13 protein-coding genes are annotated in these 13,993 nt (G+C 70.1%); 6 read left to right on the top strand and 7 right to left on the bottom strand.

From position 1 onward, the window contains the following. Positions 1-122: 122 nt before the first annotated feature. Positions 123-968 carry an aldo/keto reductase gene (locus A9Z05_RS30195; protein ID WP_069621283.1) on the bottom strand — a complete coding sequence of 282 codons (846 nt, stop codon included), beginning with the start codon at positions 966-968 and terminating at the stop codon, positions 123-125. Between the two features lie 167 nt (positions 969-1,135). Here A9Z05_RS30195 and A9Z05_RS30190 point away from each other — a divergent pair, with 167 nt between their 5' ends. Further along, on the top strand, positions 1,136-1,882 hold the full coding sequence (locus A9Z05_RS30190; protein ID WP_006489667.1) for a GntR family transcriptional regulator: 747 nt from the start codon (positions 1,136-1,138) through the stop codon (positions 1,880-1,882). 21 nt (positions 1,883-1,903) lie between these two features. Here the strand turns inward: A9Z05_RS30190 and A9Z05_RS30185 are convergent, their stop codons facing one another. Next, positions 1,904-3,295 (bottom strand): CoA transferase, encoded by a 1,392-nt coding sequence (locus A9Z05_RS30185; RefSeq protein ID WP_069621282.1) that lies wholly within the window; start codon positions 3,293-3,295, stop codon positions 1,904-1,906. Between the two features lie 140 nt (positions 3,296-3,435). Here A9Z05_RS30185 and A9Z05_RS30180 point away from each other — a divergent pair, with 140 nt between their 5' ends. Continuing rightward, on the top strand, positions 3,436-4,668 hold the full coding sequence (locus A9Z05_RS30180; protein WP_069621281.1) for a citrate/2-methylcitrate synthase: 1,233 nt from the start codon (positions 3,436-3,438) through the stop codon (positions 4,666-4,668). Positions 4,669-4,700: 32 nt separating this feature from the next. On the opposite strand, the gene A9Z05_RS30175 is transcribed toward A9Z05_RS30180, so the two are convergent. Next, on the bottom strand, positions 4,701-4,964 hold the full coding sequence (locus A9Z05_RS30175; RefSeq protein ID WP_069621280.1) for a DUF2917 domain-containing protein: 264 nt from the start codon (positions 4,962-4,964) through the stop codon (positions 4,701-4,703). Between the two features lie 243 nt (positions 4,965-5,207). Between A9Z05_RS30175 and mdtD the strand changes: the two genes are divergently transcribed. Both mdtD and A9Z05_RS30165 read left to right on the top strand, forming a co-directional pair. Then, on the top strand, positions 5,208-6,644 hold the full coding sequence (gene mdtD, locus A9Z05_RS30170; protein ID WP_012329084.1) for a multidrug transporter subunit MdtD: 1,437 nt from the start codon (positions 5,208-5,210) through the stop codon (positions 6,642-6,644). Between the two features lie 168 nt (positions 6,645-6,812). Beyond that, positions 6,813-8,087 (top strand): EAL domain-containing protein, encoded by a 1,275-nt coding sequence (locus A9Z05_RS30165; RefSeq protein ID WP_069621279.1) that lies wholly within the window; start codon positions 6,813-6,815, stop codon positions 8,085-8,087. Positions 8,088-8,106: 19 nt separating this feature from the next. On the opposite strand, the gene A9Z05_RS30160 is transcribed toward A9Z05_RS30165, so the two are convergent. Both A9Z05_RS30160 and A9Z05_RS30155 read right to left on the bottom strand, forming a co-directional pair. Next, positions 8,107-8,712, bottom strand: a complete 606-nt coding sequence (locus A9Z05_RS30160; protein ID WP_069621278.1) for a bifunctional 2-polyprenyl-6-hydroxyphenol methylase/3-demethylubiquinol 3-O-methyltransferase UbiG — start codon at positions 8,710-8,712, stop codon at positions 8,107-8,109. A gap of 155 nt (positions 8,713-8,867) precedes the next feature. Then, on the bottom strand, positions 8,868-9,392 hold the full coding sequence (locus tag A9Z05_RS30155; protein WP_069621277.1) for a DUF962 domain-containing protein: 525 nt from the start codon (positions 9,390-9,392) through the stop codon (positions 8,868-8,870). An 81-nt stretch (positions 9,393-9,473) separates the two neighbouring features. Between A9Z05_RS30155 and A9Z05_RS30150 the strand changes: the two genes are divergently transcribed. Both A9Z05_RS30150 and chrA read left to right on the top strand, forming a co-directional pair. After that, entirely contained in the window at positions 9,474-10,181 is a 708-nt protein-coding gene (locus A9Z05_RS30150; RefSeq protein WP_069621276.1) for a Crp/Fnr family transcriptional regulator, read from the top strand. A 106-nt stretch (positions 10,182-10,287) separates the two neighbouring features. Next, the gene (gene chrA / locus A9Z05_RS30145) at positions 10,288-11,499 is read left to right on the top strand and encodes a chromate efflux transporter (RefSeq protein WP_069621275.1); all 1,212 of its coding nucleotides are present in this window, start codon (positions 10,288-10,290) and stop codon (positions 11,497-11,499) included. A 103-nt stretch (positions 11,500-11,602) separates the two neighbouring features. Here the strand turns inward: chrA and sodB are convergent, their stop codons facing one another. Continuing rightward, a complete protein-coding gene (sodB, locus tag A9Z05_RS30140) occupies positions 11,603-12,181 on the bottom strand; it encodes a superoxide dismutase [Fe] (protein WP_006489396.1) in 579 nt (192 codons plus the stop codon). A 227-nt stretch (positions 12,182-12,408) separates the two neighbouring features. Next, positions 12,409-13,791, bottom strand: coding sequence for an exodeoxyribonuclease VII large subunit (xseA, locus tag A9Z05_RS30135; protein WP_069621274.1), 1,383 nt, complete (start codon positions 13,789-13,791; stop codon positions 12,409-12,411). Positions 13,792-13,993: the final 202 nt, after the last annotated feature.

The raw sequence follows: 13,993 nt of genomic DNA, 5'->3' as shown, positions 1-13,993 counted from the left end.
GCGCCGGCAACGGCGGGGCCAACGGCGTCGGCAACGGCCGTGGCGCCGGCAACGGCGGCGGTCATGGCAACGGCGGCGGTCACGGCAACCACTGACCCGAAGCGTTGCCCTGCCGAAGTCGGTCAGAGCATCTCGAGCGCGCGCTTGCTGCGCGGCGGACGGAAATACGCGTCAAGCTGCGCGCGCTCGTCATCGCTGAACACGACATCGAGCGCGGCGCGGTTGTCGCGCACGTGCTCGATTCGCGACGCCTTCGGAATCGCGAATACACCCGGCTGCGCGAGCACCCATGCCAGTGCGACCCGCATCACCGACACGCCGCGCAGCCGCGCGATCTCGTCGAGCGGCGAGCGTTTCGGCAGCCGCCCGTGATCGACCGGGCTGTACGCCATCGCCGGGATCCGATGATCGGCCAGCCACGGCAGCAGGTCGAACTCCGGGCCGCGTCGCGCGATGTTGTAGAGAATCTGGTTGGTCGCGCACGCACCGCCGCCCGCTTCGTCGACGAGCTCGGCCATGTCGGCCGTATCGAAGTTGCTCACGCCCCAGTGACGGATCTTGCCCGCACGCTGCAACGCGTCGAAGCCCTCGACCGTTTCCGCGAGCGGCACCGAACCGCGCCAATGCAGCAGATACAGGTCGACGCGATCGGTACGCAGGCGCTTGAGGCTCGCGTCGCACGCGGCGACGATGCCGTGCCGGCTCGCATGGTGCGGATAAACCTTGCTGACGAGGAACACGTCGTCGCGCAGGCCCGCAAGCGCGTCGCCGACCAGTTCCTCGGTCGCGCCGTCGCCGTACATCTCGGCGGTATCGACCAGCGTCATCCCGAGTTCGACGCCCTCGCGCAGCGCGGCGATCTCGTCCGCGCGCCGCGCCGGCCGCTCGCCCATTTCCCAGGTGCCCATGCCCAGCTTCGGAATCGTCTCGCCGTTCGGCAAAACGACCGTGGCGATCGTGTCTGTCATGCGTTTCCTCGTTGCGGATTCGTGGCCGCACACCGCGGCCGAAGCATCGGATACGACGCATCAGTGTAGTCAATCGGTGCGCCCCCGGCCTATTACGCGGCAAAAACCGGCTATAACGGCGCGGCATGATGACTTAGAATGGCCGCAACCTGATCGATACCCATTGTATGAAGGCACCCACGGACGACCGCTGGCAGGACCTGCGCCCCGACCCCGACAACGATACGCCGCTCTACCTGCAGCTCGCCCGCAAGCTCGGCGACGCGATCCACGACAACCGCTGGACGGCCGGCGAAGCGCTGCCTTCCGAGCGTGTGTTGTCCGAAGCGCTCGGCGTGTCGCGCATCACCGCGCGCAAGGCGATCGCGCTGCTCGTCGAGCAAGGCTTGATCCGCCGCACGCAGGGCGCCGGCAACTTCATCCAGCCGCGCTACGAGGATCCGCTGTCGCGGCTGTCGAGCTTCAGCGAAATGCTCGAGCGCCGCGGCTTCAAGCCGAGCTCGCAATGGCTCGCACGTGAAATTCAGCCCGCGAACCGCGACGAAGTGATCCAGCTCGGACTGTCGCCGGCCGCATCGGTTACACGCCTGAAACGCCTGCGCCTCGCCGACGGCATCGTGATGGCCGTCGAGAACTCGACGTTCCCCGCGACGCTGATTCCCGATCCGCAGGCGATCGTCGGCTCGCTGTACAGCTATCTCGAAGCGCGCGGCACGCCGATCGTGCGCGCGCTGCAGCATTTCCGCGCGGTCAACGCGACCGACGAGATCGCCGAGCAGATGGGCATCGCCCCGCACGACGCGCTGTTGCTGATCACGCGGATCGGCTATACGTCCGACCAGCGCGCGATCGAACTGACCGATACCTACTGCCGCAACGACTACTACGATTTCGTCGTCGAACTGCGCAAGTAACGCGACGCGCGTCGCCGGCGCTTACAGCCAGCGCGGGTCGTCGGCGCCGAGCGGCACGGGCGGCCGCGCGAACGACGGCGGTGTCACCGACAGTCGCTCGGCCGGCCGCACGGTGTCGAGCACGCCGAACGGCGACGCGATGCGGTCGATCCGGTCGCGCACGTCGGCCAACGCGAGATCGGACGCGTGCAGCCCGTCAGGCACGGCGCCGAACGACTGCAGCCAGCGCCCCGTCTGCGCGAGCGACATCCGCACGTACCAGCTTCCCCCTTCGCGCGCGCGCCGCGCGAGCGCGATCATCGCGCCGAACGCCGCGAGATACCCCGTCGCATGATCGAGCGCCTGGCACGGCAGATGGCGCGGCCCGCTCGCCTGCGCGGCCTGCTGCTCCTGCCATGCGATTCCGCTTGCCGACTGCACGAGGCTGTCGAACCCGCGCCGCTTCGCCCACGGCCCGGCGTGCCCGTACGCCGACACCGACACGTAGACGATGCCGGGCCGCCGTTCGGCCAATGCCTGCGGCGCGAAACCGCGCGCCGCGAGCGCGCCGGGCCGGTACGACTGCAGAAACACGTCCGCCTCGCGCACCAGTGCGTGCAGCGTAGCGACGCCTGCCGCGTCGCGCAGATCGATCCAGGTCGAGCGCTTGCCGCGCCCATTGTCGATCACGAGCGGTGCGATGTTCGGCAGGTGCGGACCGTTGACGAGCAGCGTCTGCGCGCCGTGCGACGCCAGCGTGCGGCCCGCGACCGGCCCCGCGATGATGCGCGTCAGATCGAGCACGCGCACGCCGGCCAGCGGCTGGCCGGCTTCGCCGCGGCCGATCGGCTCGGCCGGCGCGTCGCCGATCCGCTCGATTTCGAACAGCGGCAGCGACGCGATCGCGCGCGCCTGCTCGTGCGCCGCCCATTCGTCAGGGGTTCTGATCAATGCCGCGCACAAGCCGGCGTCGGCCAGCGCGGTATCGAGCGCCGCGCCGTCCCACGTATGAATCGCGGCAGCGACGTCGGCGGGCCGCGGGCCGCAGCCGAGCACGTCGAGGATGCCGTACAAATGATGCGGGAAGTTCGCGTGCAGCTGAATCCAGCGCCCGTCACCCGTCTCGAAGAAGCCGGTCACCGGGTGACGCAACTCCGGCGGCGGCCCGTCGTCCACGCGCAGGTAGCGTTCGCTGCGGAACGCCACGAGCGCGTCGCGCACCGACACGTCGACCGATTGCGCCACGCCCGTTCGCAGCCGATGGCATTCAGCAGCCGCGAGGCCGGCGGCCGCGATCGTCGCGACGGCGAGCGTGCCGACGTGAAACGTCGACGGCAGCGTCGGATCCTGCCCCGTCAGGGTCGTGCGGGCCAGCGCGTCGCGCTCGCCATGTGCGAGGTGCCAAAGATGCGCCAATGCGGATTCGGGTGTCATGGTGGAGGAGACGCCGTTGAGGAGACGGAATCGAGTCTAGAATTCGCGACAGGCACGATCAATCTTGATTGCGCGAATCAATACATAACGAATAGTTGTAGCGCGCCCGCGCTTCATGCGCGGCGACAGGAGCCACCGGCATGACATCCGTCAGTGCACAGGAAGCCGCCGGCATGCTCGGCGTCAGCGTGAGCACGCTCTACGCGTACGTGAGCCGCGGCCTGCTGCGCTCGCTGCCCGACGGCGCGACCAAGCGCCGCCGTTACGACGCCAACGAGGTGCGCCTGCTCGCGCGTCGCCGCGCCGATGCGAAGCGCGCGGGCGGCGTCGCCGAACGTTCGCTCGACTGGGGCGTGCCGGTCCTTGAATCGCGGATCACGCAGATCGCCGACGGCCGCCTGCGCTACCGCGGCGTCGATGCAATCGCGCTGGCCGACGCCGCGACGCTCGAGGAAACGGCCGCGCGGCTGTGGGATTGTCCGCCCGCGCGGCTGGCCGCCGCGTCGCTCGCTTCAAGCGGTTTCGACAGGGCCCAGTGGGACGACTGGGCGCGTCGCTGGGCGCATCTCGCGCCGCTCGAACGCACGCTGGTGCTGCTGCCGGCCGCCGCCGCATCGCTGCCGCGCCTGTGGGCGCAAGGGCGCGATGCGCAGCTCGATTCCGCGGCGCTGCTGTTGCGCGTCGCGACGGCCGCGCTCGCCGGCAGCGCGCCGGATGACGCGCCCGTGCACCGCCAGCTCGCGGCCGCGTGGCGCGTGCGACGGCGCGACGAAGCCGACCTGCTGCGGCGCGCGCTCGTGTTGTGCGCCGATCACGAACTGAATCCGTCGACCTTCGCGGTACGCTGCATCGCATCGACGGGCACCCATCTGTTCGGTGCGATCTCGGGCGGGCTCGCGGCGCTGTCGGGGCCGCGCCACGGCGGCGAGACGTTCCGCGCGGGCACGCTGCTCGACGAAGCGGCCCGCGCCGCCGATCTCGATCGCTACCTCGCGCTGCGGCTGGCGCACGACGAACGCGCGGACGGCGGCCGCACGGCCCTGTCCGGCTTCGCGCACCCGCTGTACCCCGACGGCGACCCGCGCGCACGGGCGCTGCTCGATGCGCTGCATGCGACGGCGCCCGACCGGCCGGCGCTGCGCGCGGCGCGCGCGCTCGCCGCACGCGTCGAAGCGGCCACGGGCCTGCGGCCGACGATCGATTTCGCGCTCGCGCTGCTGGAGCGCACGCTCGCGCTGCCCGACGGCGCGGCGTTCACGCTGTTCGCGGCCGGCCGCACGGCCGGCTGGATCGCGCACGCGCTCGAACAGTACGCGGACGGGAAGCTGATCCGGCCGCGGGCACGCTACGTCGGCAGCGACGCGGCCGTGTGACGCCGCCCGTCGCGCCACGCGGCGAACGCGCGCTACCACGCGGGCGCGGTGCGCGCGGCCGACACCGCCAGCGGGCCGAACGCGAACGTCGCGCCGCGCGGCCCGGCGCTGACCCATGCGCGCATGCCGGGCAGCAACGTCAGCGATGCGCCCGCGCCCAGCCAGTGATCGTCGGGCCGACCCTCGACGGTCACCCACACGTCGCCTTCGGCCACTTCGAGCAGTGTGCGATCGACGATCCGCCACCGTCCGGCCGGCTCGTCGCCGTCCATTACGTAAAGTCGCAGTTCGCGCATCGCAGCCTCCTCGTCGCATCGGTTCGATGACACCAGTATTTCGGAGAGCGGCGGCACACGGACAGATACGGCCGCGGACGGTTCTGGCTGAACTGTACTGGCCGCCCGACGGGGACAGACATCCGGTCGCGGGCCGCGCCGGCCCGGGTCCGGCCGGAACCGCGCGACATACCGCCCCGAACCTGCACGGTGCGGCGGCTTTCCCTACAATGTCGGCTGTCCCGCGCCACCGTCCCCGCCCTCATGTTCCAACGCCCGCCCGCCGCCGCTCCCGGCGAAAAGAACCTCACCGTGATGCTCTGGCTCGTTGCGACGGGCTTCTTCATGCAGACGCTCGACGCGACGATCGTCAACACGGCGCTGCCGTCGATGGCCGCGAGCCTCGGCGAATCGCCGCTGCGGATGCAATCGGTCGTGATCGCGTACTCGCTGACGATGGCGGTGATGATCCCCGTGTCGGGCTGGCTCGCCGATACGTTCGGCACGCGGCGCGTGTTCTTCAGCGCGATCCTGGTGTTCTCGCTCGGCTCGCTGCTGTGCGCGAACGCGCATACGCTGACGCAGCTCGTCGCGTTCCGCGTCGTGCAGGGCGTCGGCGGCGCGATGCTGCTGCCGGTCGGGCGGCTCGCGGTGCTGCGCACGTTCCCGGCCGAGCGCTACCTGCCCGCGCTGTCGTTCGTCGCGATTCCGGGCCTGATCGGCCCGCTGATCGGGCCGACGCTCGGCGGCTGGCTCGTGAAGATCGCGTCGTGGCACTGGATCTTCCTGATCAACGTGCCGGTCGGCGTCGCGGGCTGCATCGCGACCTTCTATTCGATGCCCGATTCGCGCAACCCGGCCGCCGGCCGTTTCGACCTGAAGGGCTATCTGCTGCTGACGATCGGCATGGTCGCGATCTCGCTGTCGCTCGACGGGCTCGCCGATCTCGGCATGCAGCACGCGGCCGTGCTGGTGCTGCTGATCCTGAGCCTCGCATGCTTCGTCGCATACGGGCTGTACGCGGTGCGCGCGCCGCAGCCGATCTTCTCGCTCGAGTTGTTCAAGATCCACACGTTCAGCGTCGGGCTGCTCGGCAACCTGTTCGCGCGGATCGGCAGCGGCGCGATGCCGTACCTGATCCCGCTGCTGCTGCAAGTGAGCCTCGGCTACTCGGCGTTCGAGGCCGGGCTGATGATGCTGCCGGTCGCGGCGGCCGGCATGTTCTCGAAGCGGATCATCACGCGCCTGATCACGCAGCACGGCTACCGCAAGGTGCTGCTCGCGAACACGATCATGGTCGGCGTGATGATGGCGAGCTTCGCGCTGATGCGCGACACGGTGCCGGTGTGGGTGAAGGTCGTGCATCTCGCGCTGTTCGGCGGCTTCAACTCGATGCAGTTCACAGCGATGAACACGCTGACGCTGAAGGACCTCGGCACCGGCGGCGCGAGCAGCGGCAACAGCCTGTTCTCGCTCGTGCAGATGCTGTCGATGAGCCTCGGCGTCACCGTCGCCGGCGCGCTGCTCGCGACGTTCACCGGCATGCTGCGCACCGTGACGCCGAGCAACACGCTGCCGGCATTCCATGCGACGTTCGTCTGCGTCGGCATCATCACCGCCGCGTCCGCGTGGATCTTCGCGCAGCTCGCGCCCGAGATCCGCAGCACCGCGCGCAAGACCGACCCGTCCGAGCGCGCGTGACCGGCGGCGCGCGCGGAATAGGGCCCGTGCGCACCATCGCGGTGCAACGCGGCCCGGCACGCGTGCGCGTATCGGCCGCGACCGGCGGCCGCACGTGGCGCCCTGCCGTGCATGCTTCTTGCTCGCCTATTCTGTAGGTAAACTGGCAGTCTTCCTTCGGCCGACATCATGAGCATGATCGAAATCGATCCCCCCGGCTTTCAGCCGCCCCGCCCGGTCGCAGGCGACGACGGGAACCGACGCACCGTGCTGTACGGCGGCTACACCGTGTTCAGCGTGTTCCAGCCGGTTTTCTCAGTGTCGCACCGGCGCGCGATCGGCTATCACGCGTCGCTGCGCGCGCACGACGAGGAAAGCCGTCAGGTGGCGTCGCACGAGGTGTTCACGCAGGCGGCGCGGCGCGGCGACCTGCTCGAGCTCGGCCGGCTCGCCGAATCGTTGCATCTCGGTAACTTCCACGCGTTCGACAGCCACGACGAATGGCTCTTCCTGAGCCTGCATCCGGCCGCGCTGATGGACACCATCTACGGCGACGCGCTGCTCGCGAACCTGAAGGCGCTCGGGCTGCCGCCGCACCGCGTGGTGCTCGAGGTGCCCGAGCAGGCCGGCGGCGAGACGCCGCGCTATGCGGCGATCATCGACGGGCTGCGCAAGGCCGGCTTCCTGATCGCGCTCGTCGGGTTCGGCGCGAAGCACTCGAACGTCGATCGCGTGTGGCACCTGCATCCCGACATCGTCACGCTCGACCGCGGCATCCTCGCGCAGGCGAGCGAGCACTCGCATCTCGAACGCGTGCTGCCGGGACTCGTGTCGCTGCTGCACGAATCCGGCCAACTCGTGCTGATGGGCGGGCTCACGACCGAACGCGACGCGCTGATCGCGCTCGAATGCGACGTCGATTTCGTGCAGGGCCAGTATTTCGCGGGGCCGAGCGTCGATCCGGTGCAACCGCAGGCCGCCGCGGGCTGCATGGATACGCTGTCGGCCGCGCTGCGGCTGCGCGTCGCGCAGCGCGAGCGCACGCAGGCGGAACGGCTCGCGCCGTACGTCGCCGCACTCGAGGAAGCGAGCCGCAGGCTCGGCGCGGGCGAATCGCTCACCGAGGCGGCTACCGCCGTGCTCGGGCTGCCCGAGACCGCGCGCTGCTTCCTGCTCGACGCGTCGGGCCGCCAGATCGGCGACAACGTGCTCGCGCGCGGCAGCGTGTCGCAACGCGCGAAGCGCTTCCGGCCGCTGCTGCATTCCGAAGGCGCGAGCTGGGAACGCCGCCCGTACTTCATCGACGCGATGCGCGCGCCGGGCCGCGTGCACCTGACGCCGCCCTACCTGTCGATCAACGAGGCGCACCTGTGCGTGACCGCGTCGATCGCCGCGCCGGCCGCGACCGGCATGCAGGTGCTCTGCGTCGACATCAACTGGGAAGCGGCGCTCAGCCGCGAGTAGGCGCGCCGGCGCGCCGCGTTCAGGCGTCGCCGCCCGCCTTGCGCACGATCAGCCGGTGCACGCGCTTGCCGGACGACGCGCTGACGACCTCGTGTTCGTCGATCACCCACACGCCGGCGCCGAGCGCCGCATGCATCCGCGCCGAGTCCAGCGGCGTATAGAGACGCCCGCGCTCGTCGCGCAACACGCCGTTTCCGGCCACCCGCCAGCTCAGGTACAACGTGCCGCCCGGCATCAGCAGATCGGCCAGCCGCGCGGCGGCGGCGGCCGCGTCCGCCTGTTCGAGATGCATGACGACCGTTTCGCACAGCACGTTGCGAAACGCGCCGGACGGTACGCCGGCCAGCGCCGGCAGCGCGGCCAGTTCGAAAGTCAGCCCGCGATGGCGTCGCCGCGCCTCGTCGAGCAGCGCGGCGCTCGCATCGTAGCCGCGCACGTCGAAGCCGCGCGACGCGAGCCACGCGGTGTCGCGCCCCGCCCCGCAGCCGACGTCGGCGGTCGGCCCCGGCGTGAAATACTGTTCGAGCAGCGCGTACATGTCGTCGGGCGCAGCCTGGTCGAGCCAGTCCTGCGCGTATTGCGCGGCATGGGTGTCGTAGGCATCGAGAGTCGGGCGATCCGCCATGGCGAGTGCTCCGCAAAGGCGTCGTATGACGCACTCCGCATCTTAGTCGCTGCGCGCGGTCCGCGCCGACCGGGGAACGTGCGACGCCGGGTGTCACGCCGGCCTGCGCGGCCGGCACGTCGCCCGCACGCGGCGCCTGCGGCCCGGCCGGCCCATCAGACGTGCGAATGCGCGCCGCCATGCACGGGACCGGCGCGCCGCTCGACTTCGCGGCGCACGTCGCCGCGCAGCCCCGCGAAGAACGCGACTTCGGCAACGACGAACAGCGGCCCGACGATCAGGCCGACCAGATCGTCGATGAACGCGGGCTTGCGGCCTTCGAACCAGTGCCCGACGAACTGCACGATCCAGCCGACGACGAACGCGCCGACGCCGATCGCGAGCCATTGCGCGGTCGGCAGCAGCGCCAGCGACTGCGCGGCCCACAGGCCGAGCGCGAGCAGCACGGTCATCACGATCCCGAACCGCAGGTCGAGACGCAGGTAGAACAGCGCGGACAAGACGGCGAGCAGCAGCGCCGGCGACAGCGCGACGCCGGCCAGCGGCCCGAGCGCCGGCCGCGACAGCAGCACCTCGACCGCGAACACGATCATCGGGATGCCGACCAGATGCGTCGCGATGTTGCGCGCGTCGCGATGGTAGGCCGCATACTGGGAAAGATGGTCTTCGAGGGTCTTCATCGCGTCTCCTGATCGGTTGTTGAGCGCTATGATGCGCGTCACGCCCGAGAACCTCTGTCAGCTACCCGACATCGCGTGCCCATGCCTGCCTCGCTCGCCCCGTACCTGCCGCAGATCGAAGCGAACCCGTGGTTCGCCGCGCTGCCGCCCGCGCTGCGCGCGGCGCTGATCGCCCGCGCGACGCTGCGCCGTCTGCCGTCCGGCCACGCGCTGTTCCGGCGCGGCGACCCGCCGTGCGGGCTGTACGCGGTACTGGCCGGTTCACTCACGATAGGTGCGGTCGATCCGCGGGGCAAGGAGACGCTGCTGACGGTGGCCGAGCCCGTCACGTGGTTCGGCGAGATCGCATTGTTCGACGGCCAGCCGCGCACGCACGACGCCATCGCGCTCGACGACGCGCTGCTGCTGCACGTGCCGCAGGCCGCGCTGCTCGCGATTCTCGAGACGACGCCGCAATACTGGCGGCAGTTCGCGCTGCTGATGGCGCAAAAGCTGCGCCTGAGCTTCCTGACCGTCGAATCGATGAGCGTGATGCCGGCCGCGCAGCGGCTCGCCGCGCGGCTGCTGATGATCGCCGAAGGCTACGGCGGCATCAGCGCCGGGCGCACGCACATCCGGCTGTCGCAGGAAACGCTCGCGTCGATGCTGTCGCTGACGCGGCAGACCACCAACCAGTTGCTGAAGGCGCTGCAGGCCGACGGCGTCGTGCGGCTGCACGTCGGCGAGATCGAGATCGTGGACGTCGACGCCTTGCGCCGCGCGAGCGGGCTCGGCCACGGCGCGTACTGAACGCCGCGCAACGACCTCTATCGGCCGGTATGGGCCGCCATGCACTGCCCGCGGCCGCCGAGTTGCGCTATCGTGGCGGCTCGTTCCGTCCGCCGCGCGCACCGCCTTGAACACCTCGACCGTCCCCGCCCCCGCCCGTCATCCGTGGCCCGTATTCATCGCGTTCCTGCGGCTCGGCCTCACGTCGTTCGGCGGCCCGGTCGCGCATCTCGGCTACTTTCGCGCGGAATTCGTCACGCGGCGCGGCTGGCTCACCGAGCGCACCTATGCCGATCTCGTCGGGCTGTGCCAGTTCCTGCCGGGGCCGGCGAGCAGCCAGGTCGGGATGGCGATCGGTCTCGCGCGCGCCGGGTATGCGGGCATGTTCGCCGCGTGGCTCGGGTTCACGCTGCCGTCGGCGCTGATGATGATGCTGTTCGCGCTCGGCGTTCACGCAACGGGCGCGCCGATCGAAGCCGGCGCACTGCACGGGCTGCGCATCGTGTCGGTCGCGGTGATCGCGCAAGCCGTGTGGGGCATGGCGCGCACGCTGTGCCCGGATGCGCGGCGCGTCACGCTGATGGCCGCGGCCGCATGCGTCGCACTGCTCGCGCCGGCCGCCTGGACGCAGGTCGCGGTGATCGTCGTGGCAGGCGCGGCCGGTCTCGTGCTGCTGCCGCAACCGGCGCGCGACGCGCACGAACCGTTGCCGCTGCACGTGTCGCCCCGCGCGGGCATGCTGTGGCTCGCGCTGTTCGCGGCGCTGCTCGTCGCGCTGCCGTTCGCGGCCCGCGCGCTGCGCTCGGATACGCTCGCCGTCGTCGATGCGTTCTTCCGCACGGGTGCGCTCGTGTTCGGCGGCGGCCATGTGGTGCTGCCGCTGCTGCAGGCGGCCGTGGTCGCACCCGGTTGGGTGAGCGATTCGGCGTTTCTCGCCGGGTATGGCGTCGCGCAGGCCGTCCCAGGCCCGCTGTTCACGTTCTCGGCGTTCCTCGGTGCGTCGCTGCGCGATGCGCCGAACGGCTGGCTCGGCGGCACGATCGCACTCGTGTCGATCTTCGCGCCGTCGTTCCTGCTCATCGCCGGCACCGCACCGTTCTGGGAGCGCCTGCGCCGCAGCGCGCACATGCAGGCCGCGCTCGCCGGCGTGAACGCGGCCGTCGTCGGGCTGCTGCTGGCCGCGCTCTATCACCCGGTCTGGACCGACACGATCGTCGCGCCGCGCGACCTGGCCGCCGCGCTGGTCGCGTTCGTCGCGCTGGTGTTCTGGCGCGTGCCGCCGTGGGCCGTGGTGATCGCGAGCGCGGCGCTCGGCTGGCTGCTCGGCATGGCCGGCTGAGTCGGCGAACGGCGTACGTTCGGGCCGCGCAAAAAACAAAAAGCCCTCGAACCGAGGGCTTTTCTTCGATGCCGCGCGCCGTGACGGCGCGCAGGCGCCGGACTTACGCGAAGTTCTTCGCTGCGAAGTCCCAGTTCACGATGTTCCAGAACGCTTCGACGAACTTCGGACGGGCGTTGCGGTAGTCGATGTAGTACGCGTGTTCCCACACGTCGATCGTCAGCAGCGCCTTGTCGGCGGTCGTCAGCGGCGTCGCGGCGTTGCTCGTCGACACGATGTCGAGCGAACCGTCGGCCTTCTTCACGAGCCATGCCCAGCCCGAACCGAACGTGCCGACCGCGGCCTTCGTGAACGCTTCCTTGAATGCGTCGTACGAACCCCACTTCGCGTTGATCGCGTCGCCCAGCGCGCCCGTCGGTGCGCCGCCGCCGTTCGGCGACAGGCTGTTCCAGAAGAACGTGTGGTTCCAGATTTGCGCGGCGTTGTTGAAGATGCCGCCCGACGACTTCTTCACGATCTCTTCCAGCGGCAGGTTTTCGAATTCCGTGCCCGGGATCAGATTGTTCAGGTTCGTCACATAAGCCTGATGGTGCTTGCCGTAGTGGTACTCGATCGTCTCTTTCGAGATGGTCGGCGCGAGTGCGTCTTCAGCGTACGGGAGCGGCGGGAGCGTATGAGCCATGGCGATTCCTTCGTTGAGTATGTAGGGAGGCTGTGTTGGATGCTGCCGAGCGTCCGATTGTAGGCGAGGACGAATAACCCCGCAAACTCACGGGCCATTTATCCGCGGTATGCGGAAAAGCGCTGCTGGCGCAACGCGGGGCAGGACGAACCCGACGATGCGCAGCATCCGTTCCCGCCGCGATGCGCGTGTTGCGACGACACGCGTTTCGCTTGGCACCCGTTACGTCAGATCGTATCCGTCAGCCGGGGCTGCACGTCAGCGAGCGATACGTCGGCCGAGCCTTCGGCGAGATGCACGGTCAGGCGCCGCTGCGGCTTCAGCGCGTTCGGCGCGCGCACCGCACGGCCCGTCTGCGCATCGATCAGCGCCGCATAGCCGCGCTCGAGCGTGCGCTGCGGGCTCAGCACCTCGAGCCGTGCCGCACAGGCCGACACACGCGCCGTGTCGCGTTCGTGACGGCGCTGCAACGCGCTTGCGAGACGCTGCGACAGCCCCGCGAGCGCGTGGCGCGCCTGGGACGGATCGGGCCGCGCGCGCTGCCAGCGCAGTTGCGCGAGCGCGAAACGCGCACGCGCATCGCGCACCGGCCGCGATGCCGCCGACGCGAGCCGCACCGCGAGCTGCTCGACGTGCGTGCGCTGCCGCTGCAGCCGCTCGGCCGGGCTCACGAGCCGGCGCGCAAGCCAGTCGAGCTGTTGCGCGCGCTGTTCGAGCCGGCGCGCCATGCCGCGCGCGAGCGCGCGCTGGCGCTCGTCGACCTCGCGCAGCAGCAGCGCGCGCTGCGGGCTCGCGAGCTCGGCCGCGCCGGTCGGCGTCGGCGCGCGCAGGTCGGCCGCGAAGTCCGCGATCGTGAAATCGGTTTCGTGCCCGACGCCGCTGACGACCGGCAGCTCGCTCGCCGCGATCGCGCGCGCCAGCGCTTCGTCGTTGAACGACCACAGATCCTCGATCGAGCCGCCGCCGCGACATACCAGCAGCACGTCGACCTCGCGCCGCGCGTTCGCGGTCGCAACCGCCGCGACGAGCTTTTCGGCGGAACCGGCGCCCTGCACGGGGGCCGGATAGACGATCACCGGAATGTGCGGCGCGCGCCGGGCGAGCGTGGTCAGCACGTCGCGCAATGCGGCGGCCTGCAGCGACGTGACGATGCCGATCGCGCGCGGATGGGCCGGCAACGGACGCTTGCGCTCGGGCGCAAACAAGCCCTCGCCTTCGAGTTGCGCCTTCAGCCGCAGGAACGCCTCGTACAGACGCCCCTGCCCGGTGCGCCGCACGGCTTCGACGTTGAGCTGCACCTCGCCGCGCGGCTCGTACATCGTGACGACCGCGCGCACCTCGATACGGTCGCCTTCGCGCGGCGTGAATTCCGCGTATTGCGCGCGGCCGCGGAACATCACGCAGCGCATCTGCGCCTGCTGGTCCTTGATCGAGAAATACCAGTGGCCGCTCGCGGCGCGCGTGAAATTCGACACTTCGCCGGAAATCCACAGCAGCGGAAACGAACGCTCGAGCATCGTCGAAATCGCACGATTGAGCGCCGAAACGGGAATCACTTCGTCGCCGCCGCGCGTGGCGCCGGGTGCGGAAAAAGGAGAATCGGAAAGCATGGGCGGTCGGATGAATGCTGGCGGCGTCACGATAGTCCGACACGCGCGCGGCGTCCAGCGCCGCTGCATTCGCCGCCGCGCGCGGAAGGTGTCCACACTCTGGCATTCGTCCGCGTAAAACGCTCGGAAACCGCGAAAAAACCCAGACGATTCTTCGCAACACGTTGATTTTTATAATCTTTTAAACCTTTCAAAACGATTC

This window comes from Burkholderia sp. A2 (assembly GCF_001729305.1).
GTDB lineage: Bacteria > Pseudomonadota > Gammaproteobacteria > Burkholderiales > Burkholderiaceae > Burkholderia > Burkholderia sola.
Note: the sequence above shows the minus strand (reverse complement) of the source record. Positions and strands in the feature narration are given on the sequence as shown.